This window comes from Chromohalobacter sp. 48-RD10 (assembly GCF_029889785.1).
Classification (GTDB): Bacteria; Pseudomonadota; Gammaproteobacteria; order Pseudomonadales; family Halomonadaceae; genus Chromohalobacter.
The window spans coordinates 1-26,729 of sequence record NZ_JARANX010000022.1 but is presented as its reverse complement, the minus strand read 5'-3'; the positions used below and the strand labels follow the sequence as shown (position 1 = coordinate 26,729).

Here is a 26,729-nt window from a genome sequence, read left to right as displayed (position 1 = left end):
CCTGGCCAATGGCCAGAACTTGATGTTCTGCGAGGATGCCGCGCGCCGTGTACGGCATGCCCTGCAAGCGCGCGACGAGGTACAGGGTTTCCAGGTACGCATCGTGCACGCTGAAAGCCTGCATGCCCATGACGCAGTGGCGCATGCAGAATGGAACTGGACACCCGCGCACACCTGATGCGGTGCGTAGCAGCCCCTATGCCCCGAGCCCGCCCAACAGGCGGGCTCGGCGTCTCCGGCCCAACCTGATATGTCAGGCTCAACCTGAAGCATCTCTGCGCCCGGCGCGGGAGGCCATGACACGCCATAGCAAGCGTCGGGCATTCGCGAGCACGCCCGCCAGCGCAAACAAGGCCGCCGCGAGACTGACGATGGTGGGGCCCGTCGGCGTATCGAACCAGTAAGCCGTCTGCAGCCCACCGACGGCGGCCGTCATGCCGACCAGGGCCGCGGCCACCACCATGGCCTCCGGCGTGCGGCTGAACGTGCGTGCCGTCGCAGCGGGAATGATCAACAAGGCAGCGATCAGCAATACGCCGACGACCTTCAAGGCAACGGCCACCACGATGGCCAGCGACAAGGTGAGAATGAGCTGTTCGCGTTGCGGGTCGATGCCACTGGCATGGGCCAGATCCGCATTGAGCGTCGCGGTCAGCAGGCGCGACCAGCGCCATCCCATCAATGCTATGACCAGGGCCGCGCCTCCCCAGATGACGGCGAGGTCGGCCTTGCCAACGGCCAGGATATCGCCGAACAGGTAGGCCATCAGATCGATGCGTACGCCGGAAACGAAGGACACCGCCACCAGGCCCAATGCCAGCGACGAATGCGCCATGACGCCCAGGAGCGTATCCATGGCATATCCCTTGCCGCTCAGCAGCGACACGATCGTGGCCATGAGCAGCGACACCACCAGCACGCCAGCGAAGATCGACGTCGACAGTAACAGGGCGAGCGCCACGCCCAGGATAGCGGCATGCGCGGTCGCATCACCGAAAAAGGCCATGCGCCGCCACACGACCAGACACCCCAGCGGCGCGGCCGCCAAGGCAACGCCCACGCCGGCCAGGGTCGCACGTACCAGGAAGTCATCGAGTATCACGGGGACATCTCCAGGGAGGGACGAGAATGGTGGTGGCGGTATAGCGCCAAGGCATCTTCGTCATCGAGGCCGAACATGGCGCGATATTCAGGTGAGGCGGCAACCCGTTCCGGCGTACCCGCACAACAGATGGAACGGTTTAGACACACCACGCGATCCGAGGCCCGCATCACGACATGCAGTTCGTGGCTGACCATCAGGACGGCGCATCCCAATTCATGGCGTACCCGCTCGATCTGGCGATAGAAGTCAGCCATTCCCTGCTGATCGAGCCCCTGAGTCGCCTCGTCGAGAATCAATAAATCGGGAGACGAAAGCAACGCACGCGCCAGTAAAACGCGCTGAAACTGGCCGCCCGAGAGGTCGCTAATCTGGCTGCTGGCCTGCTGAGTGACGCCTGCACGGTCGAGCGCTGTCTCGATCTCGTGCCTTGGTCGCCGGCGCGGCAGTCGCATCAATCTAGACACCGTCATCGGCAACGTCGCATCGAGGTGTAAACGTTGCGGCACATAGCCAATGACCATGCCCGGCGACTTGTCGATATTGCCTCGTTGCGGCGCCAATGCGCCGATAATGCTTTTCAGCAAGGTCGTTTTACCCGAGCCATTGGGTCCAACGATGGTGACGATTTCGCCCCGCTCGAGGGTCAGGTGAACATTCTCCAACACGAGATGACCGCCGAGGGCGAGATCCAGTGCCGCTATCGATAGCAGACTCATAGGGTATCCGGATGCATACGTCGTTGCGCCACGAATGAAAGAAAGGGTTGCGCCTTGCGCTTTAAAATATGTTATAACATAACATATTGGTGTTCAATACACGCTCATACATGCTTGGAGACCCGTTCGATGCAGCGTTTCAGTCCTTACCTGGCGGCACTACTCATGTCGCCAGTCATGTCGCCGGCCGCCGCTTCCGCCGCTGTCCCTTCCGTCGCAGTCGATATCCCGCCGGTCTATTCACTGGTCGATCGCGTGATGGGAGACCTAGGCTCCCCGAACCTGCTGATCCAGCAGGGCGCGTCTCCCCACCGTTACGATATGCGTCCATCCGAGGCCGAAGCGCTCGAAAACGCCGATGCCGTGTTCTGGATCGGCGAAGACCTGACCCCGTGGCTGACACATTCCATGAACACCTTGGGCGACGATGCTCTTAGTGTCGAGCTCATGGACTTGCCCGAAACGCAGACACTCGAGTACCGCCAGGAGGTCACCTTCGAAGCGCATCATCATGGTCATGACGACCACGATCATGAGCATAACCACGACCACGACCATGATCACGCTCACGACGGATTGAATCCCCATGTCTGGCTCGACCCCGAAAATGCTCAGGCCTGGCTAGGTATCATTGCCGACTCCTTGGCCCAGCTCGATCCAGCGCATGCCTCCACTTACCGGGAAAACGCACGCCTCGGTGAAGATGAGCTGGCAACGCTGACAAGCTCACTGCAGCAACAACTCGCCGATGCCGGCGATGTTCGCTTCATCGTGTTCCACGATGCCTACCAGTATTTCGAAAACCGCTTCGATGTTCACGCAGCCGGTGCCATCTCTCTGGGCGATGCACGCAAGCCCAGCCCGTCTCGCATCCAGGAACTCCACACGCTCGTCGAGAAGCACGACATCGACTGCGTGTTCAGCGAGCCTCAATACAATCCGGAACTGGTGAAAAGCGTATTCGGCGATACCGGCGTGAACACCTCCATCGTGGTCGATCCGCTGGGTACCGATCTCACGCTGGGAGACAAGCTTTATCCGCAATTGATGCACAAGCTTGCCGATGCCATCTCGCAGTGTGCGAGCGCTGCCTGATGGAAGCGCACGACCATCCATGCCGCCGCATTTTACTTGGCGCCCTTAAAAGATATGTTATAACGTATTTATCGATTTTTCATTGAACTCAATCCGATTCACGCAAGGAGATCACGATGCGTCACCCATTCGCTCATGCCGCTCTCGCACTCGGTCTGCTATCGCTGGCGAGCGTTCCGCTTGCCGTCGCACAGCAGGACGACCACGATCAACATGAGCATGAGCACGACCATAGCCACGATCACGACCATGCGCACGATCATTCCCATGATCATCATCACGACAGCGACATCTACGCTGGCTACTTCGATGACAGCCAGGTCAAAGATCGCCAACTATCGGACTGGGAGGGCGACTGGCAGTCGGTCTATCCCTATCTGCAGGACGGCACGCTGGATGACGTCTTCGCGCACAAAGCCGCGCGAAGCGATGACAAGACGGCTGCCGACTACAAACAGTACTACACGACCGGCTATCGCACGGACGTCGATCGCATCGTGATCGAGGGCGATCAGGTCTCGTTCTACGGGGATGACGGCAAGCGCACCGGGGAATACGTCTACGACGGCCATGAAATCCTCACCTACGAGGCGGGCAATCGCGGCGTGCGCTATATCTTCGAGCGTGACGGCGGCAGCGCCGACGCGCCTCGCTACATCCAGTTCAGCGATCACGCCATCTATCCCACGGATGCCGATCACTATCATCTGTACTGGGGCGATGATCGCGCCGCCCTGCTGGACGAAGTCACCCACTGGCCGACCTACTACCCCTCCGACCTGGATGGCGATGCCATCGCCCGGGAAATGCTGGCGCATTGAGGTTAATACCCAACAACGCACGCACAGCCGCCCTTCATGAAAGGGCGGCTGCGTTTGACCACCCCGCTGGGCCACCTCTTCTCTACGGCTTTTCATCTGTGTAATGGCCGCACTTCCCAGTACTCCAAGACCAGAGCGAAGGCGATAGACAGTCTCGAAACGAACCTTGTCATCGAGCGCTCGGACGCCACGCGACTCGGCTGGCCCCTTAGCTTTGCCCATGACGTCATTCGAGCTCGGGACGTCGTACCATGTAAATCAGGGGCTTGCGCTAATCTATCAGCGGACTGGAGCATGTTCGCTACGCCGTTTCGGCGGGTGCTCGGTCATCATCGAGACATGGAAAACCATATCCAAATTTAGAGAGGAAAATAGGCATGCGACTCAACGATAAAGTGGCTGTCATAACCGGCGGAGGACGTGGTATCGGCCAGGGGATTACCGAAAAGCTCCTCGCAGAGGGCGCACGTGTGTTAATCGCCCAGCGCCAACCGCTGGATGCCCCTCTTGCCACCCATCCATCGGTTGCCTGGGTAGACGCCGATTTGAGCACGCGTGAAGCCCCCTACGAAATCGCGCGCGCCGCCGAGGACGCCTTTGGCGGCGCCCATATCCTGGTCAACAACGCCGGCATGATGTTCGAGCAATCCATTGAGGATATGACCGAAAAAGAGTGGGAGCGAATGATGGCGGTCAACATGCGCGCTCCGGTCTTTCTCGCCAAGGCGCTGCTACCGCAGATGCGCCAACGAGGCGGCGGCAGCATCATCAACATCGGCTCTATCGAAGGTATAGGCGCCAACCCTTGGCATGTTGCTTACTGCGGCTCCAAAGCCGCTGTGCACGGCTTTACCCGAGCGCTCGCCGTTGATCTAGGTGTGGATGGTATTCGCTGTAATGCCATTGCACCTGGCTGGATCAGTTCGGATTTGAGCGCTGACTATATCAATGCTCAACCCGACCCCACACAGGCCCACGACGATCTAATGAAGCTTCACCCTACCGGCCGAACCGGCAAGCCCGAAGACATCGGCGCAATGGTGGTATTTCTGGCCGGTGATGAAAGCACGTTCATCACTGGCCAGGTCATGGTCGTGGACGGCGGGCGCACCGCCAAGTTACCGCTTCCCTTCTAATCCAGCGCTCCTTCCAGTAATACGCCGGTCATGTTTCGGTAGCGTTGAGGCTGCGTTTCACTGGCTTCAACGCTCATCGCAGGCTTGCTGTGCTCAAAAAACGTAGCTTTCGTTGTCCTCCGAAATCAGCAATCGGTCGGTCATGCCTTGCTCTTCGGAAAACGCCTGCAGTTCAGCTCGGGTCAGCACCGAATGGTTCACCGTTTCCAAGTGGCTGGCGATCAGGGTCGCTTTCGGCGCGGCATCGTAGACGCGCTTCGTATCTTCGGTGCCCATGATGATCGAGCCCAGCCCGGGTACCTGTGCATCACCCGCATTGAGCACGATGACATCTGGCTGATAATGGTCAAGGTTGGCAACAACATGGTCATTCCAGACAGTATCGCCCGCCACATACAGGTTTTTCTCCTCAGGATGACGGAAGACCATGCCGCACACCTGCCCGAGGATCTCCGGAATGGCCGCCAGCGCCTCGTTACTGCCATGCTGGCCGGGTGTCTTGATGATTGTGACATCATTGAATCGCGTATCATCCGCGAGCAGCCGCACATCGGTGAATCCCTGCTCGCGAAACAGTGCAGCGTCCTCATCATGCTGGGCGTACAGCGGCATGTCCTTTGGCACGAGTCGAATAGCGGCCTCATCCCAGTGGTCGTCGTGGGTATGCGTTACGATCACGGCATCGACATCGAGAATTTCCGACATCGGGGTTACCAGCTCGACGCGCGGATTGCGAATGTGATCATTCACCGTGCCTTCGAAACCGGGGTAGGCATCCTTCTCGCCCAGATAGGGATCGATCAGGAAACGGCTACCGCCGAACTCGACGCGCAGGGTGGCGTTACGTACTTGCTTGATCTTCATGATGCTCTCCTTTTAGTCATATCTCCGACGCCTGCTTCGCGGCGCCAGGAAGCCTGACTCAGGATCAATCCAGCAGAGCCAGTATCAGCGCCAGTCCCTCGTCGACGCGTGAGCGTTCGATGCCGGACCGCGTCAGCACTTGCAGTCCCGGAAACACAACGACCATCAACTTGGCCAGATCGGCCGGCGGGCATTGTGCCGTCACCGAGCCATCGGCGTGCCCTCGGCCAATGGCATGCGCCAAGGCCTGCTCGATCGCTTGAAAATCGCTTTCGATGCGGCGGCGAATCTCTGTGTCATGCGGCGCCAGCTCGACCGCCTGATTGATGCTCATGCAGCCACTGCCCTGCTCCGGGCTGCGTACATCCTCGACGATCATGCGGAAGAAGGCTTCGATGCCGGGCCGTGCCGGTGTCACGTCCAGCATCCGGCTCATGTCGAGCTGACGATCAGTGCGATACTTATCGAAGGCCTTCAGCATGAGGTCATGCTTGCTGCCGAACGTGGCATAGAGACTGCTCTTGCTCAGCCCCGTCGCTTGCAAGAGGTCGCTCAGCGACGTCGCTTCGTAGCCCTTGCGCCAGAACACATGCATCGCACAGTGCAGCGCTTCTTGTGTATCAAAGGCTTGTGGTCGTGCCATGACTCTCGACTCATGAATCCAGAATGTTAATCACTATAAACCATTTAGGACCGATAGGTACAAAACTAATAAGACAACTCTCTCCAAGCGCAGTGCACGCCCGAGAACGTAGCCAACCTCGAGCACTATTCCGAGGCATTCTGCGACGCCTCTCTGAACCCTTAACTAGACAAACACGCCACCGAGATGCGCGAGATCGTCGGAGCAGTATGTGCGAGGCGGCTACCACCCGCGCAGGCGCTTCGCGTCATGCCTGGCGAACAATAAAAAGCCGCCCTTCATGAAAGGGCGGCTTCACTTGCATTGATCGTTTTCTTTTAACGAGTCAAGTGCAAGAAGTGCAGGTGCTTCTCGTACTGGTCGAGAATATCGCCAATGAGCTGAGAGCGGTTATACCCCACCACGTTGTATTGCTGACCGCCCTCGCGGAGGAAGACTTCGGCGCGGTAATGGCCGCGTTTATTCGACTGGGTATTATGCCGCAGGCTATTCATCGTAAACGATGGCGTCGCGTAGGCTCGTGCACGTACGCCATAGATGAAATCGCTCTCATCGCCGTGGTTCACACGTAGATAGCAGCGGTCTTCTTCCTGGGTGACCGTGACATCGAGCGACTGTTTCTCGAATTCTCCAGCAACTTCACGCATGGCGGGCTCCACGCTTTCATTGAGAAAGGTAAAGACTTGCTGCTGGCGCGGTGATGACACCAGGGTCTGCAAGCGATCCTGCCACTGATAACCGCCAGCCCCGACGCGAGAGACGTTTCCCGGGGTATTGGTAGCGTGCTGCATACTATCGCGCTTCAGCGCCTCAATGCGTAGCGACTTGAAGAGTCCGAAACCAACCAGTATCAGAACCGGTGCAAATGGGAGCGCTGATGCCAGAGACGCGGCCTGCAGGGCCGAGAGAACATTTTCGCCACCCGCCAGGATGAGCGCCGCAGCGACAAGTCCTTCGGAAACGGCCCAGAAGATACGTTGCCAGACCGGTGATTCATCCCCGTCCTTGGAGGTCAGGGTATCGATGACCATCGAACCAGAATCCGACGAGGTAACGAAGAAAGTAATGACCAGCAGCGTGGCAATGACTGACGAGATACTTGCCAGCGGCAAAGCATCCAGGAAGTGAAAAAGCGACGTGGAGCTATCGGCGAATACTCGATCGACGAGATTAGGCATCGTGCCATTCATGATGCCGTTCAGGGCTGTATCACCGAAGACCGTCAACCACAAGAAGGTCACACCAACCGGCACAAACAAGACACCCAGCACGAACTCTCTGATAGTGCGTCCGCGCGAAACCCGTGCCACGAACATGCCCACGAACGGAGACCAGGCAATAAACCAGGCCCAATAGAAGAGCGTCCATGATCCAAGAAAAGAGTTCGTTTCTTCATTGCCTGTATAAGCATAGATATTGAACGTCATATCTACCATCGAGGACAGATAGGTACCGATGTTCTGTGCCAAGGATTGGAAGATAAATAGCGTCGGCCCAACGATAATGACGAAGACCAGCAGTAAGACTGCCAACCTCAGGTTCCATTCGGAGAGCCGGCGAATGCCACCATCCAACCCCATGATGACAGACAGCGTCGCCATGGCGGTCACCAGGACGACCAAAATCAACTGAACGGTCGTACTGGAAGGAATACCAAACAGATAACTCAATCCGGAGTTGATCTGCAAGACGCCCAGTCCCAGTGATGTCGCGATGCCAAACATCGTGCCGAACACAGCGAAAATATCCACGGCGTTACCGATCGGTCCATAGATACGCTTACCGATCAAGGGATAAAGCGCCGAGCTGATACGTAGTGGCAAGCCATGGCGAAAGCTGAAATATGCCAATGCCAAGGCAACGATGGCGTAGACGCCCCACACATGAAGCCCCCAATGGAAAAAGGTAAAGAGCATCGCATCACGTGCCGCACTAGCGGTTTCGGCCGTCCCCTCTGGGGGATTGGCAAAATGAAACACCGGCTCAGCCACGCCGTAGAAAATAAGTCCTATACCCATGCCCGCCGAGAAAAGCATGGCAAACCATGAGAGATAACTGAAATCGGGTTCGCTATGATCGGGTCCCAGCTTGAACGTGCCATAACGGCTCAGCGCCAAGATCAGTGACAGAATGAGATAAATTCCCATGGCCAGCAGATAGAACCAACCAAAGGTGTCGATAATCCAGTCTTGCAGGGAACCGAACAAGTTCCCCGCCGTTTCCGGCACGGCAATGGTAAAAACCACGAAGACGAATATCAGTATCGCGGATGGATAAAAAACGGGTGGATTCAGCCCTGCGACGGACCGCTCGCTTAGACTAGCTTTCGATTTCATTGCACACTCAAATATTATCCAATTCTAGAAAAAAAGATCCCCTACGGGCAATACCACATAGTGGACGACGGCTTACGAAACTTTCATTCAAAAGTGCTCAGGATCGTATCGTTTCAAGGAGCCGTTTGATTTTATTCTTGCTCCACACAAAGATCCCGAGAGGTGGCATTGCTGGCATATAAATCACTCTCAAGGCTTGTTCATGCTTTTCTTTATCGCCAGGTGAGCCATCTTCCCAAACACCTTTTTCGTACTTCTCACCGCTACACATCCATTCTCCTTATCTAATTTTCATCCAGAACCTAACGCTTCCTCACTCTTGCTTTTCAACTGCGTAATCGCCGCGCTTCCCAGTACGCCGATGAAGGCAATGACCAGCGGCACGCTAAAGGCGGCGCGTCCCACTAGGATCAGAAACAAGGAAGAAATGATAGGTACGAAATAGGTCAACACTCCCAACAGCGTGGAAGAACTGCGTAGCAGGGCGTAGCCCCAGGTAATAAAGGCCAATCCGTAAGGGCCGACACCGATGAGCGCCGCCACCATCCAGTCCATGGCGGTCGTGTGTTCGGGGGCGACTTCGAATAGACGATGCAGCCCCCAGGAGGCGACAGCGGCGCCGGCAAACAAGTATTTGTATTCGACCCAGGACAAGGCGGCACGTCCTCGCAGATAGAGGGAAAACATGATCCAGGAGAGACCCGCAGCAATGCCTTCCATATAGCCGAGCGCCGAGGTCGGTTCACCTTGGCCATTCGACAGCACCAGCGGCACCAGCCCCGAAAAAGCCACAGCCGACCCCAGCAAGGTGCGCGCCCTGAGCCCACGCCCGGCCAGCACATCCGCCACGAGCATGAAACCCAGCGGCCAGAGATAGGTAACGAGGGTGATCTTCGCCGGATCTCCCTTCCCCAGCGCCGAGAAGTAAAAATAGAGTGCGCCCGTCAGGCCGCCGATTCCCATCAGCCAGAACTTCCAGTCCCGATACGACGTCGCCCCGCTCAACGCACCGCCACGCTGCCCGACACTTTGCGCCATCAGAGCCGCCGCGCCCATGGCGACCGCGGCCGTCAGCATGGGCGGTAGATTGATCAAATCGCGCAATACCGGGAGACTCGCCCAGAGCGTTACGGTCAAGAGTCCTGCTAGTAGCCCGGCGGAGGTACGTGTGCTAGCCATGGCCTGCTCCCGTGAGTAACGAATAGACGTTAGTTGTATGCGATGCGAGCAGTCTGGGGCAGGATGAATTATCATGGAAACGAAGACTTCTGATATTTCGATCATGATTCGTGATGGTGCTGTATGACTAACTTTCGTCCCTTGGATCTGGTGGTGCTCAATACCTTTGTGGCGGTCGTGGATAGGGGAGGATTCACCGCCGCGGCGGATACCTTGCATCTCGCGCAATCGACCGTCAGTGCGCACATGAAACGCCTGGAAGAAACCTTCGGGCAGCCCTTGCTGCAACGCGGGCGCAAAACGCCGATTCCTACGCCAGCCGGGGAGCGCCTGCTCTCTCACGCGCGGCAGATGCTGCGCCAGAACGCGCTCGCCTGGCAGGATGTCAGCGATCAACGGCTGGATGGCGTGGTGCGGCTGGGTATTCCCGACGATTACGTGGTCTACCTGCCCGAAGCATTGTCCGAGTTCGAGTCCCAGTACCCGGGAGTCGAGTTGCAAGTAGACTGCGGGCTCAGCGTGGACCTGGTGCAGAGCGTCCGCGCGGGCAGTCTGGATCTGGCGATCACCACCCGCCAGCCCAAGAGCCCCGGCGGGGAAGTGTTGTGCCAGGAGCCCACGGTGTGGGCCGGTGCGCCCGGGCATGATGCCCAACGCCGTACGCCGCTACCGCTGGCAGTCTCCACGGACGGCGTCTGCATCTTCAGGGAACGCGCCCTGGCGGCGCTCGACGCCATCGGTCTGCCCTGGCGGATCGCGTATACCAGCGCCAGCCTATCCGGCCTTACGGCCGCGGTGCGCGCGGGCTTGGCGATAACGGTGCTCACCCCCTCCATGCTGGGCTCGGACCTGAGTATCATCGATAGCGCCGAAGGGCTCCCCGAGCTGCCCATGACCGAAATCGCCCTGCACCGCAGTCCAGGGCGTCCCAAGGAAGCGACGCGTCAGCTCGCATTGAGCCTGCAAGCTCACATTCAGGCCCGGTCAACAGTTAGCTTTAACAAAGCGACACCCGCATGAGCCTGCTCTCTCGCACCCGTCGCATCCTTGGCTACACTGCTGGCATTCTTATTGCCCATCGCATACCGCCTGAAGGAGTCAGCATGGGGCGTTACCCTGCCACCGATTCATCACCTTCTGTTGAGGTGCTTGCGCCACGCGTGCGAGCAGTGTTGGCGCTACTCGTGTGCCTGCTTGCCCTGGCCGGTTGTTCGTCGAGCCAACGCATCGAGACGCACGATCCCGGCCCAACCACGGCCGAGGGTCTCTCCATCGAGCGAGCGTTGATCATTTCCAACGCCAAGCAGGCGCTGGGCACGCCTTATAAATGGGGCGGTAATTCGTTGGAGAGTGGAGTGGATTGTTCCGGGCTGGTACAAGTGGCGTATCGCTCGGCGGGTATCGACGTACCGCGCACATCCAATCAGCAGTACCAGACCCTCGATCATCGCGAGCAGGCACGCCCAGGGGACCTACTGTTTTTCGGCGCCGGGGATCGCGCCACCCACGTGGGGATTTATCTGGGTGACCGGCGAATGATCCATGCGCCCGGTAGCGGTCGTGAGGTGACAGTGTCCTCGCTGGATATCCGCTACTGGCGCAAGCACTACTTGGGTGCGGCCGGCCCGGCGCCGTGAGCGGCAACAGGGCGTTACGGTGCGTTCCCCCCTTGCGTTGGCCGCCACACGTCACCATGTATTCGAAAGAGAGGGCGCGGGAAGCGCCTCGTCTGGGCAAATACCCAAGATGCATTTGCTTAGCGACATTCATTGTTTCCCATGCCTTGTTCGTGATGCGATGCTCGATGCTTCGCGCCAATCAGTGAAAGGAGGACGCCATGGCACTACAACTCGGCGATATTGCCCCGGATTTCACCCAGGACAGCACCGACGGAACGATCAACTTCCACGAATGGGCAGGCGACAATTGGGTCATCCTGTTCTCGCATCCCAAGGATTTCACGCCGGTATGCACCACCGAGCTCGGTGAAGTGTCACGCCTGAAGCCAGAATTCGAAAAGCGCAATGCCAAGGCCATGGGTCTCTCCGTCGACCCGTTGGACGATCACAAGGCGTGGGAAGGCGATATCAAGGAAACCCAGGGCCACGGCCTGAATTTCCCACTGCTGGCGGACGCCGACCGCACGGTCAGCTCGTTGTACGGAATGATTCATCCCAACGCCAACGACACCCTGACGGTGCGTAGCGTCTTCATCATCGACCCCAGCAAGAAAGTACGCTTGACGCTGACCTATCCAGCCAGCACCGGCCGTAACTTTGCAGAAATCCTGCGTGTGCTGGATAGCCTGCAGTTGACCGACAGCCAGAAGGTCGCCACGCCGGTGAACTGGACCGAAGGCGACGACTGCATCATCGTTCCCACGGTCGACAACGAGAAAGCCAAGGAACTCTTCCCGCAAGGCTGGGACGAGAAGAAGCCGTATCTGCGGATGGTCAAGCTGCAGAAATAACGCGCGCCCCCTGGCGTTGTGATTCCAATCGCCCGTGGCTTAGGCCACGGGCGATTGTCGTTTGGCCGCCACACGCCACGCCGTGCGAATCACACGCACCAAACACGCTGCTCGATAAGCAACGAATAATAGAAGGAGCGCTATCTTGAACGTGATCTTGATGTGCATCGTCGTACCCAGCTCCGCGTTTAATAGGTGGAGTACGACGAGTTAATCAGCAGAATGTTAAGAAACGTTGACGCCGAGGGCGGCCACTAGACGTCCTCACCTGACGCAGCCCAACGTTAAGAGCGCCACTCGGCGAGTGCCTGAATATCACTCGGCGTCGTTCGACAGCAACCGCCAATACCTGATGCGCCTGCCGTCAGCCATTGCTCAACCCCTTGTGCCAAACCGGAAATATCGGCAGCGGCATGATCGTATTGGGCCGGGTGCCAGGTTTTGGTCACCGCATCGTATACCTCTCCCGAGTTGGGATAGACCAATACCGGCAGCGTGCACTGACGACGGATCGCCTGAACCAGCGATTCTATGTGAGACAGCGCCGTGCAATTCACACCGATCGCCGCCACGCCCGGACAGTTGGCCAGCGCGGCCACGCACGCCTCAATCGGCGTGCCATCGCTGATGTGTTGGCCATCTTTCGCTGAGAAAGTGATCCAGGCCTGCGCGCCAGGGTGCTCAGCCAATAAATCGGTGATCGCCAGTGCCTCCTCTAATGAGGGCAAGGTTTCAGCCGCCAGCAGATCCGCTTTCGCCGCCAACAAGAGTTCAAAACGCTCGCGGTGAAACGCCACCAGTCCGGCGCGGTCAAGATCATAATCGCCTCGGTATTCACTACCGTCCGCTAAATAGGCGCCATAAGGGCCGATGGATGCCGCCACCAGCGGTTTGGGACGATCCGTTTGACCGGGCTGCCAGATCGCGTCTCGCGCCTGTTGCGCCAGCGTGACCGATAACTGAATCAGCTCTCGCGCTTCTTGCGACGTCAGTCCCGCCTGCATAAAGCCTGATACCGTGGCCTGGTAGCTGGCAGTAATCGCGCAGTCGGCCCCGGCTTCAAAATAAGCCTGATGCACTTGACGGATCTTCTCCGGGGACTGGGCCAGCAAGCGCGCCGACCACAGGCTGTCATTGAGATCGCAGCCTAGCGCTTCCAGCTCGGTGGCCAAGGCACCGTCGATGACCATAAAGGGCACATCGGCCAACAGGGCTTTGATCGGATTCAACTCACTCATACAGACGTTTCCTCAATGACGTTATCCGCATGGGCGACGTTTTGAGCATGCGCACGGTGACGCACATAGTGCACCAGATAGCACAGGCCAATGAACGGCACACCGAAATACAGCGCTACACGTTGTTGCGGGTCAAAGGCAATGCCAATGCACGCAGCCAAGCACGCCGCAAACGCGATTAGCGGTACCCAAGGGTAGAACGGCGTGCGATAGACCAGGTCCTTCAACTGCCCGCCTTCACGCAGGTATTGGCGCCGGAAGTTGAGCTGACTGAGCGCAATCGCCATCCAGACCACCACGACCGCCAGGCCGGAAATCGACACCAGCACCAGGTAGACGGTTTCAGGCGCATAGACACTGGAAAACAACGCTCCCAAGCCGCCAACCATACTCAGTAGTAGGGCATTCATCGGAATTCCCCGCTTATTGAGACGGCTGAGCGACTTGGGCAAGGTGCCTTGGTCAGCCAGTGTCCATAGCATGCGTGCCGAGGCATAAAGTCCGGAGTTAGCCGCCGACAGCAACGCAATAATGATCACAAAATTCATGATATCGGCCGCTCCCGGCACTCCAAGTCGCTGGAAGACGGCCACAAAGGGACTCTCAGTGAGTCCGGCCTGGTCCTGAGGTAATAGCGCCGCGATCACGACGATGGTGCCGACAAAAAACAGGATCAACCGCCACAGGGTCGCGCGGATCGCCTTGGGCACATTGCGGGCCGGATCCACCGTTTCTCCGGCGGCAATCCCGATCAACTCGGTACCGGAAAACGCAAACATAACCGCCAGCAAGGTAGTGCCAATGGCCAGCAGGCTGGGCGGCATGGCGCCTTCTCCCCATAGCGCCGACAGGCCCGGTGAGGCGACTTCGGCGCCAGAGGCATCATGCAGCGGTATCCAGCCAACGATCGCCACGGCGCCCACCAGCACAAACACCACCACCGCGATCACCTTGATCAATGAGAGCCAGAATTCAGATTCTGCAAAGAAGCGCGAGGTAAACGCATTAACGCCAAAGACAATCGCCGCAAACAAGCCACTCCAGTACCAGCCGGGGATATCGGGAAACCAGCGCCCCATAAAGACCGCCGCTGCGGTAAATTCAGAACCTAGCGCCACCGTCCAGGTGAGCCAGTACATCCACGCCACCATGTAGCCGGTTCCCGGGCCGATATAACGGCTGGCATGGGCGCTGAAGGCACCTGAATCCGGCATATGCACCGCCAGCTCGCCCAGGCACATCATCACCAGCCAGGCGACAATGCCACCTGCCAGATACGCCAACACCGCGCCGATCGGCCCGGCTTGCTCCACTGTATAGCCGGAACTCAAAAACAGTCCGGTGCCAATCACACCCCCCAAAGACAACATGACCAAGTGACGGGTCTGCATGCTGCGCTTGAAGTGCGCACTCTCTTGGCCTCTCGATTGCTCACTCATGGAGACATCCCTATCCTTCGCCTGATGAGGCTGCAGCGGCCCATTGGCCTGATTTAAAAGGAGCGCTATTTTAGTGCACCCAAACCAGCCAAAAAAGTATACAAAAAGGCTTCTATATTCTTATTTAAAATATAGAAGCCTGAGGATCATGAGGCTTTCGGAGGTAACGGCCGCTTTATGTCGTGGGGCGCGCCTTGATCGCCACCTGCCGTTCATACAAGGCAATGGCGACGCCGCTGCCGATGATCACCAAGGCGCCGATGAAGACCCAGATATCCGGCACTTCATCCCACAACCACCAGCCCAACAGCACGGCCCAGACCATGGCGGTGTAGTCGAACGGCGCCGCCAACGCCGCCGGGGCGTAACGAAACGCCAGCGTGATGCACGACACCGCGCCGACACCGAAAATGCCGGAGGCAAGGAAGCCCAGCCATGCCACGCCCTCGGGCATCCGCCAAACACCGGGCAATAACATCACGCTGACGATCAGGGGCACCAGGGTGGCGTAGAAGACCATCGCCCACAGGCTCTCCTTGCCGCCGTAGCGTCTTGCAGTGATCATCATCAGCGCATAACACACCGCCGCGCCGACGACGATCAGCGCCCCCCACTGGAAGCCCGCCGCACCAGGGCGCACCACGACCAGAACACCAGCGAAGCCCACCAGCGAGGCAATGAACGGCAAGCGCTCGACACGTTCCTTGAGCAGCGGCCCTGACAATAGCGTCACGAACAATGGCGCGGCGAAGGCGATGGCGGTGGTCTCTGCCAATGGCAGAAGGGTCAAGCCGGTGACGAAGCAGAACATCGTGCCGGCAAAAATCAGCCCGCGCAGAAGATGCACGCCCGGGCGACGAGTCTTGAGTTTTTGCCAGCCGCCGTTGAAGCGTGCCAACAGCGCAATCAGCGGCAGCGAAATCAAGGTGCGGAAGAAGATGATTTGAATCGGGTCGTACGTGGCGCCTAGCCACTTGGAAATCGCATCGCCCAGTGCAAGGCACAACACCCCGGCGCACATGATCAAGATTCCCAGTAGGGACGGCGACATATCCACCTCCATGAAGAAAGACTACGCGACGCCTATCGCAATGCGCCCCGCTACGTGTAATGGAAACGGCCCGAAGAATCGGCCCTTGAGCATAGCCGAATCGAATGCGCACCGCGATGGTGCAAGGAGAGGGATGCCGCATATCGACGCCAAAACGTGCATAATCGGGAGATAGATCCCCATTTACTCACTCGACGTACGCAAGAGAGTCATGACGCTCGATACCACCGCGATCAACCAGCAAATGACGCACTTCAACGACCACGAGGCGATCTGGCTGTTCGGCTATGGTTCGCTGATCTGGAAGGCGGATTTCCCGTTTCTGGAGAGCCGGCCTGCGCATATCACCGGCTGGGAACGGCGTTTCTGGCAGGGCTCGCATGACCACCGCGGCACGCCACAGGCGCCGGGGCGAGTCGCCACGCTGACCGAGCGCCCCGGTGCAATCTGCCACGGCATGGCTTACCGCATCACTCAGGACGTGCTCGGCCCACTGGATGTGCGCGAGAAAAATGGCTACCTACGCGTGGTCACGCCGCTGCACTTCGATGATGTCGAGGGCGAGGACAACGTCGAGGGCCTGGTCTACCTCGCCAGCGAGGACAACGCCGCCTTCCTGGGTCCGGCGTCCGATACCACCATCGCCAAGCAGATCGCCGAGTCTCACGGCCCTAGCGGACCCAATCGCGATTACCTGCTCAATCTGGCCCAAGCGCTGCGCGAAATGGGCCACGACGACCCACACATCTTCGCCCTGGAACGTGAACTGCTCGCGCTGCCCACTCAGCCGGCGTAAAACGACACGCCGGCTGAGAGTGGGTTAGGTCTCTACCTTGCCGCGCAAGGCTTTGGTCCTGCCCTTGCGGGTTTTCTTGTCGACACGGCGTCGCTTTGCGCCCTTGGAAGGCTGAGTGGGACGGCGCACCTTGTGCTGTTTTACCGCGCCCTGAATCAATGCCTTGAGACGCGCCAGCGCTTCTTCCTTATTGGCTTCCAGCGTGCGATAACGCTGCGCCTTGAGGATGATTACACCGTCCTTGCTAATACGCTGATCGGACAGCGCCATCAGACGTTCCTTGTAGAATGGCGGCAATGACGAGCGGGGAATATCGAAACGTAGATGCACCGCCGAGGCGACCTTGTTGACGTTCTGGCCACCGGCGCCCTGCGCGCGAATCTGGCTGATATCGATTTCCCAATCGGCGAGCGTCACCGTATTGGAGATCTTCAGCATGGTGTAGCCCTCGTGACATGACACGCCGAGCACGACGCGTGAATGATGCGCGACAGACTACACTATTGGCGATGCTTCGGAAGTCGGCGCAAATTACAGGGACTCGTCATCCTGACGCTGTTTAGCGTTCAGGGTGGAGATGTTCGCTGTGTCGCTATGGACACTAACATTTTGATTGGCCTCGCTTTCCGCCACCATGGAGAATGGCAGCAATGCAGAAACGACGATGGTTGCCAGCATCGAGAACAGCTTGTTAAGCGCTTTCATGACCACTCCTGAATTGAGGTAGTGATGCGGCGTTTTGTCGCATTACATTATTAGCATGCTAAAAGAATCACCGCGCGTCAAGTCCCATTCGAGTATCAGGATCCCATGTACCGCCTTGAGGCCTCTTCTCGGGCGAATTCGTTAGCAGAAAAATAATTTTCGAAACAGAGCCACAAAAGTCCTACGTTTTTTACTAAGATAGGGTCGAGAGCTACGACCAAAGACGTAGCCACGGCTCAACCATTTCGCTCATACCCTTTGAGTCTGGCGCAATGCCCCAGCCCAACGGCGGAATAAAAGAGCCAGGTGATCATTCCTGTCCCACAAGGAGACAACAACGCCATGCCACAATCTCGTTCACAAAGATTGGGCGCCATTGTGCTGCTGGTAGCCTCGATCGTCGGGTTTGCCATCGCACTCTATGCCTATTTCACCCCGCTGACCGGGGTCAATGGCACACTTGGCGCGCTTGTCGCCATCCTGGCCAACATCGCCCTGGCCGTCATGGCGCTCATCTTGCCTGCACTGAAAGGGAACGCCGGGCGTAACGTGTGGCGCGTGCTGATTTTGCTGGGCCTGGCCGGCACCTTCTTCGCAGCGCTCCTCCTGCACCAATGGTGGATCTGCGTGGCCATGGTGGTCGGCCTGATCGGGCTTATTCTCGATATGGCCCTCGCGACACGCACCGCCCGTCCCGCCCAATCATAAGGAGCCGCCTCATGCCGACATTTAGAACCACCGTGCAACGCCTGGGCACGGCCACCGCGCTGGCGCTTTTCCTGACGCCTTTGCCGCTTCTGGCTCAGGATCAGGACACCGATCAGGACGCCTCGAGCGCACAAGAGAGCACTCCGTCACAGGCTGCATCCAAGCAAGCTTCGTCCGAATCGATACCGTTGGTCCCCGGCACGCCGACCTGGGATAGCTTCCACGGCCAGCTCAACGCGCAGAAATACAGCCCCCTCGACCAGATCAACGCCGACAATGTCGGTGACCTGGAAAAGGCCTGGGAAGTCCACACCGGCGATGTATCCGATGGCTCGGGCGATTTACCGCCCACCGTCTGGTCCGCAACACCGGTATTCGCCAACGACACGCTCTATATCGGCACGCCGTTCTACCGCATTCTCGCGCTCGACCCCGCCACCGGCGAGCAGAAGTGGAGCTTCGACACCGAGTCCAAGCTTGAAGCTATGACGCAGCCCGCACTCAAGAGCCGTGGTGTTGCCTACTGGGAAGCGGACGACCCCAAAGAAGGCGAAGCCTGCCAAAAAATCGTCTATCTCGGCACCATGGACGCGCAACTGTTTGCCGTTGATGCCAACACTGGTAAAAAGTGCACCAGCTTCGCCGATAACGGCGTGCTCGACGTCAACCAGTGGAACGACACCAATAACAAATGGCCGCTATCGCTGCTGCAGCCGCCCACCGTCGTAGACGACCACCTTCTGATTGGCTGGGCCGGCAAAGACTGGGCGTTCGAACAAGCGCCTCCCGGCACCGTGTTCTCCATCAACGCCCGCACCGGCGAGCGCGAGTGGAGCTTTGAAGCCCTCCCCACCGAAATGCGTGAGAAGAGCGGCACCGCCAACGTGTGGACGCACATGTCCGCCGACGAGGAAAACGGCCTCGTGTATCTGCCAGTCTCCTCGCCATCTCCCAACTATTGGGGCGGCAACCGCACCGAGGACGCGCCTCTGGCAACCTCGACCACCGCGCTTGACGTCGACACCGGCGAAGTCGTCTGGTCACGCCAGTGGGTCCACCACGACGTCTGGGACTACGACATTAACTCCGCCCCCACGCTGATGGACATCACGGTGGACGGCGAAGAGATCCCCGCGCTGATCCAAGCGACCAAGCAGGGCTTTTTGTTCGTGGTCAATCGTCTGACAGGCGAAGATGTCTGGCCGATCGAAGAGCGTCCGGTGCCGCAGGGCGATGGCTCCGTCAAAGGCGAGGAATATTCAGATACGCAGCCGTTTCCGACCAAGCCCAAGCCGCTTCTTGACCAATCCGAAAAGCCGGAAGTCTGGGGACTCGCCGATGCCGTTGGCGGGGGTGAATGCTCAGCCCTCTGGGATGACTTGACGTACGAAGGAATGTACACACCCCCCACCACCAAGGGCGAAGGTGCACTGACCTATCCTGATAGCTCCGGTGGTGTGCAGTGGGGCGGTGTCGCGTTCGACCCCGTCAGTCAAACGGCCATCGTCAACACCTCGCACATCGTGCAGTACGTGAAGCTCTACGAGCGCGAAGCGTACGAAAAAGCCGATAGCGGCTCGGGCAACGAAAGCGGCTTCTCCCCGCAGACAGGCGCTCCTTACGGTATGCGCCTCAAAGTAGCGCGCAACTGGCTCGGCATGCCGTGCTGGGAGCCGCCTTTTGGTGAGATCGTCGCACTCGACATGAAAACCGGTGACGTGAAATGGCGTCGTCCGATGGGGGCTTCGCAGCAATACGGTTTCTTCATGCCCGAAAGCTGGGGCTCGCCCACTATCGGCGGCCCGGCGGTGACAGCCGGTAACGTGATCTTTATCGGCGGCTCCATAGACTCCAAAGTACGCGCTTATTCGCTCGACTCTGGTGAAGAACTATGGTCTGACCAAACTGAAGCGCCTGTCGTTGCCAACCCTGCTGTCTACGAATACCAAGGCCGCGAATACGTTGCCTTCGTGTCGGGCGGCAACTCAATTATCAAAGATCAGGTCGGTGACCAGGTCGCTGTCTATGCGCTGCCGAAAGACGACAGCGAGTAACACCTGACGGCTAGCCGTGAACATGCGGTAGGTCGTAAAAAAGAAGTAACATCGCAAGTCGTCGGGGTGGGTCCCATAGACCCACCCCGTTTTGGTTGGCTCGCGTCTTTGCGATCAGGCCTTTTTAGCCTTGCGCGTTAAGGCTATATCGCGTTCATGGCGAGACGACGCCGGCCAGATGTTCATAGAGCACGGCGACGCCAATGGCGATGAGGATCAGGCCGCCCAGTACTTCAGCCCATTTGCCGACAACGGTGCCGATAGCACGACCGAGCAGCGTGCCGAAGGTGACCATCAAAGCCGTCGCCAGGCCGATGGCCAGGGACGCCACGACGATATTGATATCCGTCAGCGCCAGCGTAATACCCACTGCCATGGCGTCGATGCTGGTGGCCAGAGCCGTGACAGCAATCAGCCATATGGACTTGTCTTCCTGCTGGGGTCCGGCGACTTTGATCGCCTCGGCACCGCCGTTCTTTAATCCTTCCCAGATCATGTGTCCGCCCAGCAACGCCAGCATGGCAAAGGCAATCCAGTGGTCGATCCCGGAGACGAAACGCATCGCGACATGACCCAGCGCCCAGCCGAACAGCGGCATGATCGCCTCTACCGCGCCAAACACAATACCGATACGTAGCGCGCTGATGAAGCGCACTTTGCTCAGCTCGGCGCCCCGGCCAATGGAAGCGGCAAAGGCGTCTGTCGACATGGCGAATGCCAACAGAATCAACGACGCAGGATTCATGTGATCTCCATACTGCACAGAAGGCGATGCTGATAATGCATCTTCACTCCCAAAACCTGATCATTTTTGTCAACTTTTCGAACAGCCTATACCCGACACACCTGAATAACAATAACTACTTGAAAATAAAGCAAAAATTAACCAGGATTGATCAGTATCGTGGCGGTTAATACTCTGCGAGCATGCTTCGAATGAATAACCAGGGTTTAACAATCCCTTGCGATTTATAGGGAAAGACAAATGCGCTGCGACGTTTCCGCGCAATATCTGAAAAACGCTTGGCATATCATCGCCATATCACACACTCTGAAGACCGTTTCGACGTGACGGGGATATCGCCATGCAAGTATTTTCGACTCGCCATCAGGTCCTCGGCCTGATCGGCTGGCTGGTGGTCAGTTTCATTACGGCAGGGGTCGGTGCCATCGCCTCAGTGGATGCCACGCAGTTCTACGCTGAACTCACACAGCCCAGTTGGGCGCCACCCGCCGGCGCCTTCGGCCCGGTGTGGACGACGCTCTTTGCCTTGATGGGGTTCGCCGCATGGCTAATCTGGCGGGAAGGTGGCTGGAAACGGCACCAGGGCGTTCTGACGCTGTTCATCGTGCATCTTGCCATCAATGCACTCTGGAGTTGGCTGTTCTTCGTCTGGCACCAGGGAGCACTGGCTTTCGTCGAGGTCATCCTGCTGTGGGGCATGATCCTTGCCACCCTCATTGCCTTCTGGCGCGTACGACCACTGGCCGGACTACTGTTGGTGCCTTATCTAGCGTGGGTGTCGCTGGCCACAGCACTGACCCACACCGTCTGGCAGCTCAACCCGCAGTTGCTGGGATGAGCAGAGGGGATGTTGTCATCGCGCAGGGTCGTACTTCCTGCCTGGTGTATCGGCCAATCCTGTCGCGGTCGAATTGGCCATTGAATGTCACGAGAAGCGCCATGGCTCAAGTTTAGGCCATGGCGCTCTTGATGCTTTCAATAGAGACTTCGGTTCTCATTTTTAGCGTCGTCGGCTCAAGCTCTTTTTCAGATAGGCAGTTCAGCCAGGCCTGTTGAGGTTCGGCGCAGAAAAACCGCTTTATTCCATCGCCCAGAAAGTTTTCTAGATCAACATGGTCATCGGGATATAGTAGCGCAAATGCCTTTTCTGCCTCACTGACATCCGACACTTCTCTCGCAGTGCACTTCAGGTAGAGACACATGAGATTGTTGGTCCCTCTCGCGCGCGTCGAGTCATAGAAAGTCATGAAGATCGAGCTATTGAAAACGATATTCTTGGAATGTTCCGCCTGAATCCAGGACGACCAGTAAAAGTTTAAATCCCTGTCCGGCAAGGCGGTTACGGGTGTATTCCATGGCACGTCGTTTTTCGACGTCGCTATGTTGGCATAGAGGTTGTTGCGAAGAATGTCAGCCGCTCGATTGGCCAGATCGATGTCGTTCATTACGGTCTCCCGGATTATGAGCATGCCGGTACGTGCGCCTGGAGGCGTCGCACCTTGCGCGTTGACCCATGAACAGCGTACGTACGACACCTACTTTCCTGAAAGCGATTTATATTGATACTTGGTATCGTGTTTAGAGATAGCTTCTCGATCAGGGAGACATGGCATGCAACTCAAATCGTTACGTTTATTCATGGCCGTGGCCGAAACCGGTAGCTTCGTGGCCGCCGCAGATCGGATGCATACGGTGCAGTCCAACGTGACGGCCCATCTCAAGAAGCTCGAGGAAGAACTCGGCGCCCAGCTCGTCCACCGGGCTGGCCAGACGCGCCTGACCTCTGCCGGGCGCGCGCTGGTGGCATATGCCGAGCGCATGCTGTCTGCGCATGATGAAGCGTTATCGCACTTCAAGGGCAGCGACAAGACACATGGCCAACTGCGAATCGGTGCCATGGAAACCACGACCGCGTTACGGCTCCCTCCGATCCTCACGGCGTATCATGCCGCTCATCCCGAGGTCGACATCACGCTACACACAGGCTCCACGGCGGAACTCATCGAGATGCTGATGGCAAGCCACGTCGATGGCGTATTCATCGCGGGAGGTCTCGAACATCGCCGTTATCATCTGCTCAAGGCTTTCAGCGAACGCCTCGTACTGGTCGGCCCTCGACCCATGGCCGCGATGCCCCACTCGGAAGAACTGATGGCTGCCGCCTTCCTCGCGTTTCGCCAAGGCTGTAGCTATCGCCAGCGCATCGAGTTGTTGCTGGCCTCCCATGGCGTCAACGCAGCGCGCATCTTCGAGTTCGGAAGCCTGGACGCCATGCTCGGCTGTGTCGCCGCCGGGATGGGCTATACCGTGCTCCCCTTGAGCACTATCAAAGCTCATCAGCATCGCTTTGGTATCCACTATATTGCCCTGCCGAAGCCTCTCGCGGAAATCGACACCTACTTCGCCGCGCCCGAGCCAGCCACCTGGACGCCCGCCCTGGCCCGCTTCGTCGACACCTTGCACCAAGCCGTAGACGTAGCCGAACCGCAGCGCGTCGAAGCCTGACAGTCGTCAGGCGAATATCATGCGCTGTTCACATGGAGGAATGCACATTCTATCCGATGCCTGTTAACGGCAAGATAAGATGTCCCGCATCTTGTACAGAAGCGCCCTTCACTCTATAAATGCACTGCATCCTGTACAGGAAGAGTTTCATGAGAATTATTTCTTTCACTGACGCACGCAACGGTCTCAAGGCAGTGCTGGATGGAGTGGTCAACGACGCCGACACCACTGTGATTACACGCCGTGATTCCGAAGATGCCGTCGTCATGTCGCTGGATTACTACAACAGCCTTATGGAGACAGTACATCTATTGCGCTCCCCTGCTAATGCTGAACACCTGAGTAAATCAATCGCGCAATACAAGGCAGGCCAGGCAACAACACGTGGGTTGGTAGATGAAAGTGAGTAGTCGGTTGCTTTGTTGGACTGAAGAGGCATGGAACGACTACATCTATTGGCAAAGCCAGGATAAGAAGACTCTCATGCGCATCAACAAGCTAATCACTGATGTGAAGCGGTCTCCGTTCGAAGGTATCGGGAAACCAGAAGCTCTCAAGGAAAACCTGGCGGGCTTCTGGTTACGCCGAATCGATGAGACTAACCGCTTGGTTTATGCCGTGGAAGATGCGTCCATTACGATCATATCCTGCAGATACCACTATTGAACGCGCTGCCCTCGACCTCATGGTCGGGACGTGTCCCCTTTACGGTCCCTCACTCGTCGCGATCGATGGCGAAGGCCGACCAGGCTTGGCGGGTGGGCATGACTTCCAGGCGGTTGAAATTGATATGTGGAGGGAGCGTGGCGATATAGAACATTTGCTCGGCGATGTCCTCGGCGGTGAGTGCGGTAGTGCCGCTATATAGCGCGTCGGAGGCGGCTTGATCGCCGCCGGTGCGCACGAGGGTGAATTCGGTTTCGGCGATGCCGGGGGCAAGGTCAGTCACGCGCACGCCGGTGCCAAGCAAGTCGCAGCGCAGGTTGTAGCTGAACTGTTGAACGAAGGCCTTGGAGGCGCCGTAGACGTGGCTACTGGGGTAGGGCCATTGGCCGGCGATGGAGCCGACATTGACGATGGTAGTGCCTGCGCCGACGTCGATCAGTGTCGGCAGTAGCGCGTGGGTGACGTTGACCAGCCCCGTGACGTTGGTGTCGATCATGGTGTGCCAGTCGCGCCGGTCGACTTCTTGAGCGGGCTGCGGTGCCAGCGCGAGGCCGGCATTGTTGAGCAGCGTGCGCACGCGCTTGAAACCTTCCGGCAGGGCGGCCACGGCGGCATCAACGGCATCGCTGTCACGCACATCGAGCGCGACGATATGCACCGGCACCCGGCCATGCAGCTCTTCCTTCAAGGCTTCCAGACGCTCCAGGCGGCGTCCGGTGAGCACCAGCGACCAGCCTGCGGCAGCGAAGCGATGCGCGGCGGCGCGGCCGAAGCCCGAGGTAGCGCCGGTGATGAAGACACAATCCGTCATGCGGGTTTCCTCCCGTTGTGAAAATGAGTGATGTTGGTGATCAGGCAAGCACTTCGCGGAGCAGTACCCACAGCGAGAGCCCGATCAAAAGCGGTGCAACGCTGGTCTTGAGTGAGCGCGGCGGCGCGCGTTCGAAGCGCCACTGGCCGAGGACGTTACCCAGCAGCGCCGGAAACAATAGCCATGCCGCCCAGTGCCAAGTGCCGATGTGCAAGGCTCCAGCCAGCCCCAGGCCAAGCAGGGATGCACTGCTGCTCGCGGCGAAGAAAACGATGGCCGTGGCGCGCATCGCAAGCGGTGGCATGCGCCGATATAGCAGATACAGCATCAACGGCGGCCCGCCGGCGGAGGCCAGCGTCATGCACAGCCCCGAAGCGCCACCCGCGCCGAGCGTCACACCCGGAAGATGCGTCGTGTGCGCGGCCGAGGCGGCATCGCGCTGGCACAGCAAGGCAACGGCGCCGCCCATCGCCAGTAGCGCAACGACGATGCGCATCGGCCAGGCCGGCACGCTTGCCAGGAGCCACACCCCAATCAAGGTTGTCACCGCCATACCCAGCAGCAGATAGCGCAGGCACGGCCAGTCGGCATGCCGCAAAGCCCGACGCCACAATCCCATGCTCGCGACGAGATCCAGCGCCAGCGCCAGCGGCACGGCCTGAATTGGCGCCATGAACAGCATCAGCCCCAGCGCCATCAGCATGGCAAAGCCAAAGCCGCAATAACCACGCACCATGCCCGCCAATAGCGCCAGGCTCATCGCAGCAGCAAGAGTGGGCAGTGTCGGGATCACGGCGGCTCCTGAGTACGGGCATGGGCTAGCTAGCGTTGCGAAACCTTAGCCATCTCACCCAAGACACGGTAGAGCCAGTTCCAGCGCACCGATGAGACATGTTGCAGTCACGAGATCGACGTTGGCATGCCGCTACCCGCAGAACACAGGCGTGCTAAAGGGTACACATCAAGAAGGCGTGAATCGGAGCGATCACATCAAGCGGAGGGCTGACGGTATCGCGACACGGACGCTTCGTTCTGAAGCGTCCGTGTCGCGTTCCCCGCGTGCAATGCACGCTATAGGAAGGAGGTGTTACGCGACGTCGAAGCGGTCGGCGTTCATCACTTTCGTCCAGGCAGCGACGAAGTCTTTGACGAACTTCTCGTCATTATCGTCCTGGGCATAGACTTCCGCGTAAGAACGCAGCAACGAGTTGGAACCAAAGACCAAGTCAACGCGTGACGCGGTCCACTTGACCGTGTCCGTTTGCCGGTCGCGAATCGTGTAAAGGCCATTACCCGCTGGCTTCCAGGCATTGCCCATGTCGGTCAGGTTGACGAAAAAATCATTGGTCAACTGGCCTTCACGCTCGGTGAATACGCCGTGCTGGGTACCGTCATGGTTGGTGCCGAGCACTCGCATACCGCCGAGTAGCACGGTCATTTCCGGCCCGGTCAGCCCCATCAACTGGGCACGGTCGAGCAGCATTTCTTCCGGCTTGACCACGTAGTCTTTCTTCTGCCAATTACGAAAGCCATCGGCCAACGGCTCCAGCGGCTCAAAGGAGTCGGCATCGGTCATTTCATCGAGAGCATCACCGCGACCTTTCAGGAACGGTACGCGTACCTCATGGCCCGCCGCCTTGGCCGCT

30 protein-coding genes are annotated in these 26,729 nt (G+C 58.4%); 14 read left to right on the top strand and 16 right to left on the bottom strand.

Features of this window, described 5'->3' with window-relative positions; genetic code table 11:
- Positions 1–178: GTP cyclohydrolase, FolE2/MptA family (locus OP496_RS14840; RefSeq protein WP_280564513.1), on the top strand; the 178-nt coding region annotated here is incomplete at its 5' end.
- Between the two features lie 81 nt (positions 179–259).
- Here OP496_RS14840 and OP496_RS14835 read toward each other — a convergent pair.
- Positions 260–1,102: a metal ABC transporter permease gene (locus OP496_RS14835; RefSeq protein ID WP_280564508.1), complete on the bottom strand. Its 843-nt coding sequence runs from the start codon at positions 1,100–1,102 to the stop codon at positions 260–262.
- Complete coding sequence (locus OP496_RS14830) at positions 1,099–1,821, bottom strand: metal ABC transporter ATP-binding protein (protein WP_280564507.1); 723 nt, start codon at positions 1,819–1,821, stop codon at positions 1,099–1,101. Before OP496_RS14830 ends, OP496_RS14835 begins: the two co-directional genes overlap by 4 nt.
- A gap of 129 nt (positions 1,822–1,950) precedes the next feature.
- On the opposite strand from OP496_RS14830, the gene OP496_RS14825 reads away from it, so the two are divergent.
- The 3 genes from OP496_RS14825 to OP496_RS14815 all read left to right on the top strand — a co-directional run bounded on the left by OP496_RS14825 (position 1,951) and on the right by OP496_RS14815 (position 4,873).
- Positions 1,951–2,916 carry a zinc ABC transporter substrate-binding protein gene (locus tag OP496_RS14825; RefSeq protein ID WP_280564504.1) on the top strand — a complete coding sequence of 322 codons (966 nt, stop codon included), beginning with the start codon at positions 1,951–1,953 and terminating at the stop codon, positions 2,914–2,916.
- Between the two features lie 116 nt (positions 2,917–3,032).
- Positions 3,033–3,737: a metal-binding protein ZinT gene (locus OP496_RS14820; protein ID WP_280564502.1), complete on the top strand. Its 705-nt coding sequence runs from the start codon at positions 3,033–3,035 to the stop codon at positions 3,735–3,737.
- A gap of 377 nt (positions 3,738–4,114) precedes the next feature.
- Positions 4,115–4,873 carry an SDR family oxidoreductase gene (locus OP496_RS14815; protein ID WP_280564500.1) on the top strand — a complete coding sequence of 253 codons (759 nt, stop codon included), beginning with the start codon at positions 4,115–4,117 and terminating at the stop codon, positions 4,871–4,873.
- Positions 4,874–4,966: 93 nt separating this feature from the next.
- On the opposite strand, the gene OP496_RS14810 is transcribed toward OP496_RS14815, so the two are convergent.
- The 4 genes from OP496_RS14810 to OP496_RS14795 all read right to left on the bottom strand — a co-directional run bounded on the left by OP496_RS14810 (position 4,967) and on the right by OP496_RS14795 (position 9,895).
- Entirely contained in the window at positions 4,967–5,737 is a 771-nt protein-coding gene (locus OP496_RS14810) for an MBL fold metallo-hydrolase (RefSeq protein WP_280564498.1), read from the bottom strand.
- A 64-nt stretch (positions 5,738–5,801) separates the two neighbouring features.
- Positions 5,802–6,380 (bottom strand): TetR/AcrR family transcriptional regulator, encoded by a 579-nt coding sequence (locus OP496_RS14805; RefSeq protein WP_280564497.1) that lies wholly within the window; start codon positions 6,378–6,380, stop codon positions 5,802–5,804.
- 317 nt (positions 6,381–6,697) lie between these two features.
- Positions 6,698–8,716, bottom strand: coding sequence for a choline BCCT transporter BetT (betT, locus tag OP496_RS14800; RefSeq protein WP_280564496.1), 2,019 nt, complete (start codon positions 8,714–8,716; stop codon positions 6,698–6,700).
- Positions 8,717–9,007: 291 nt separating this feature from the next.
- On the bottom strand, positions 9,008–9,895 hold the full coding sequence (locus OP496_RS14795) for a DMT family transporter (protein ID WP_280564495.1): 888 nt from the start codon (positions 9,893–9,895) through the stop codon (positions 9,008–9,010).
- Positions 9,896–10,018: 123 nt separating this feature from the next.
- Between OP496_RS14795 and OP496_RS14790 the strand changes: the two genes are divergently transcribed.
- The 3 genes from OP496_RS14790 (at position 10,019) to OP496_RS14780 (ending at position 12,365) form a co-directional block, all read left to right on the top strand.
- A complete protein-coding gene (locus tag OP496_RS14790) occupies positions 10,019–10,915 on the top strand; it encodes a LysR substrate-binding domain-containing protein (RefSeq protein ID WP_280564494.1) in 897 nt (298 codons plus the stop codon).
- A complete protein-coding gene (locus OP496_RS14785; protein ID WP_348522014.1) occupies positions 10,912–11,532 on the top strand; it encodes a C40 family peptidase in 621 nt (206 codons plus the stop codon). Before OP496_RS14790 ends, OP496_RS14785 begins: the two co-directional genes overlap by 4 nt.
- A gap of 200 nt (positions 11,533–11,732) precedes the next feature.
- On the top strand, positions 11,733–12,365 hold the full coding sequence (locus OP496_RS14780) for a peroxiredoxin (RefSeq protein ID WP_280564477.1): 633 nt from the start codon (positions 11,733–11,735) through the stop codon (positions 12,363–12,365).
- 284 nt (positions 12,366–12,649) lie between these two features.
- Here the strand turns inward: OP496_RS14780 and mmuM are convergent, their stop codons facing one another.
- The 3 genes from mmuM to OP496_RS14765 all read right to left on the bottom strand — a co-directional run bounded on the left by mmuM (position 12,650) and on the right by OP496_RS14765 (position 16,093).
- Entirely contained in the window at positions 12,650–13,603 is a 954-nt protein-coding gene (mmuM, locus tag OP496_RS14775) for a homocysteine S-methyltransferase (RefSeq protein WP_280564476.1), read from the bottom strand.
- The gene (locus OP496_RS14770; protein WP_280564475.1) at positions 13,600–15,042 is read right to left on the bottom strand and encodes an amino acid permease; all 1,443 of its coding nucleotides are present in this window, start codon (positions 15,040–15,042) and stop codon (positions 13,600–13,602) included. The genes mmuM and OP496_RS14770 overlap by 4 nt, the downstream gene beginning before the upstream one ends.
- A 175-nt stretch (positions 15,043–15,217) precedes the next feature.
- Positions 15,218–16,093 (bottom strand): DMT family transporter, encoded by an 876-nt coding sequence (locus tag OP496_RS14765; RefSeq protein WP_280564474.1) that lies wholly within the window; start codon positions 16,091–16,093, stop codon positions 15,218–15,220.
- A gap of 211 nt (positions 16,094–16,304) precedes the next feature.
- Here OP496_RS14765 and OP496_RS14760 point away from each other — a divergent pair, with 211 nt between their 5' ends.
- Positions 16,305–16,889, top strand: a complete 585-nt coding sequence (locus OP496_RS14760) for a gamma-glutamylcyclotransferase (RefSeq protein WP_280564473.1) — start codon at positions 16,305–16,307, stop codon at positions 16,887–16,889.
- Between the two features lie 24 nt (positions 16,890–16,913).
- Here the strand turns inward: OP496_RS14760 and arfB are convergent, their stop codons facing one another.
- Positions 16,914–17,327 (bottom strand): alternative ribosome rescue aminoacyl-tRNA hydrolase ArfB, encoded by a 414-nt coding sequence (arfB, locus tag OP496_RS14755; RefSeq protein ID WP_280564472.1) that lies wholly within the window; start codon positions 17,325–17,327, stop codon positions 16,914–16,916.
- A 93-nt stretch (positions 17,328–17,420) separates the two neighbouring features.
- Positions 17,421–17,594, bottom strand: a complete 174-nt coding sequence (locus OP496_RS14750; RefSeq protein WP_280564470.1) for a hypothetical protein — start codon at positions 17,592–17,594, stop codon at positions 17,421–17,423.
- A gap of 342 nt (positions 17,595–17,936) precedes the next feature.
- Between OP496_RS14750 and OP496_RS14745 the strand changes: the two genes are divergently transcribed.
- Both OP496_RS14745 and OP496_RS14740 read left to right on the top strand, forming a co-directional pair.
- Positions 17,937–18,302 carry a hypothetical protein gene (locus OP496_RS14745; RefSeq protein WP_280564468.1) on the top strand — a complete coding sequence of 122 codons (366 nt, stop codon included), beginning with the start codon at positions 17,937–17,939 and terminating at the stop codon, positions 18,300–18,302.
- A gap of 11 nt (positions 18,303–18,313) precedes the next feature.
- Positions 18,314–20,356: a pyrroloquinoline quinone-dependent dehydrogenase gene (locus OP496_RS14740; RefSeq protein WP_280564466.1), complete on the top strand. Its 2,043-nt coding sequence runs from the start codon at positions 18,314–18,316 to the stop codon at positions 20,354–20,356.
- A gap of 154 nt (positions 20,357–20,510) precedes the next feature.
- Here the strand turns inward: OP496_RS14740 and OP496_RS14735 are convergent, their stop codons facing one another.
- Positions 20,511–21,101 (bottom strand): manganese efflux pump MntP family protein, encoded by a 591-nt coding sequence (locus tag OP496_RS14735; RefSeq protein WP_280564464.1) that lies wholly within the window; start codon positions 21,099–21,101, stop codon positions 20,511–20,513.
- A 340-nt stretch (positions 21,102–21,441) separates the two neighbouring features.
- On the opposite strand from OP496_RS14735, the gene OP496_RS14730 reads away from it, so the two are divergent.
- Complete coding sequence (locus tag OP496_RS14730) at positions 21,442–21,939, top strand: tryptophan-rich sensory protein (RefSeq protein ID WP_280564463.1); 498 nt, start codon at positions 21,442–21,444, stop codon at positions 21,937–21,939.
- Between the two features lie 112 nt (positions 21,940–22,051).
- Here the strand turns inward: OP496_RS14730 and OP496_RS14725 are convergent, their stop codons facing one another.
- A complete protein-coding gene (locus OP496_RS14725; protein WP_280564462.1) occupies positions 22,052–22,546 on the bottom strand; it encodes a hypothetical protein in 495 nt (164 codons plus the stop codon).
- Between the two features lie 166 nt (positions 22,547–22,712).
- Here OP496_RS14725 and OP496_RS14720 point away from each other — a divergent pair, with 166 nt between their 5' ends.
- From OP496_RS14720 to OP496_RS14710, 3 genes are all read left to right on the top strand, one after another.
- Positions 22,713–23,606, top strand: coding sequence for a LysR substrate-binding domain-containing protein (locus OP496_RS14720; protein WP_280564461.1), 894 nt, complete (start codon positions 22,713–22,715; stop codon positions 23,604–23,606).
- Between the two features lie 149 nt (positions 23,607–23,755).
- The gene (locus tag OP496_RS14715) at positions 23,756–24,016 is read left to right on the top strand and encodes a type II toxin-antitoxin system prevent-host-death family antitoxin (protein ID WP_280564460.1); all 261 of its coding nucleotides are present in this window, start codon (positions 23,756–23,758) and stop codon (positions 24,014–24,016) included.
- Positions 24,009–24,272 (top strand): Txe/YoeB family addiction module toxin, encoded by a 264-nt coding sequence (locus tag OP496_RS14710; RefSeq protein WP_348522015.1) that lies wholly within the window; start codon positions 24,009–24,011, stop codon positions 24,270–24,272. Before OP496_RS14715 ends, OP496_RS14710 begins: the two co-directional genes overlap by 8 nt.
- A gap of 49 nt (positions 24,273–24,321) precedes the next feature.
- Here OP496_RS14710 and OP496_RS14705 read toward each other — a convergent pair whose 3' ends face one another.
- The 3 genes from OP496_RS14705 to OP496_RS14695 all read right to left on the bottom strand — a co-directional run.
- Positions 24,322–25,083 (bottom strand): SDR family NAD(P)-dependent oxidoreductase, encoded by a 762-nt coding sequence (locus OP496_RS14705; protein ID WP_280564457.1) that lies wholly within the window; start codon positions 25,081–25,083, stop codon positions 24,322–24,324.
- Between the two features lie 40 nt (positions 25,084–25,123).
- Positions 25,124–25,876, bottom strand: a complete 753-nt coding sequence (locus OP496_RS14700; RefSeq protein WP_280564456.1) for a sulfite exporter TauE/SafE family protein — start codon at positions 25,874–25,876, stop codon at positions 25,124–25,126.
- A 294-nt stretch (positions 25,877–26,170) separates the two neighbouring features.
- On the bottom strand, positions 26,171–26,729 hold a 559-nt coding region (locus OP496_RS14695), incomplete at its 5' end, for a peroxidase family protein (protein WP_348522013.1).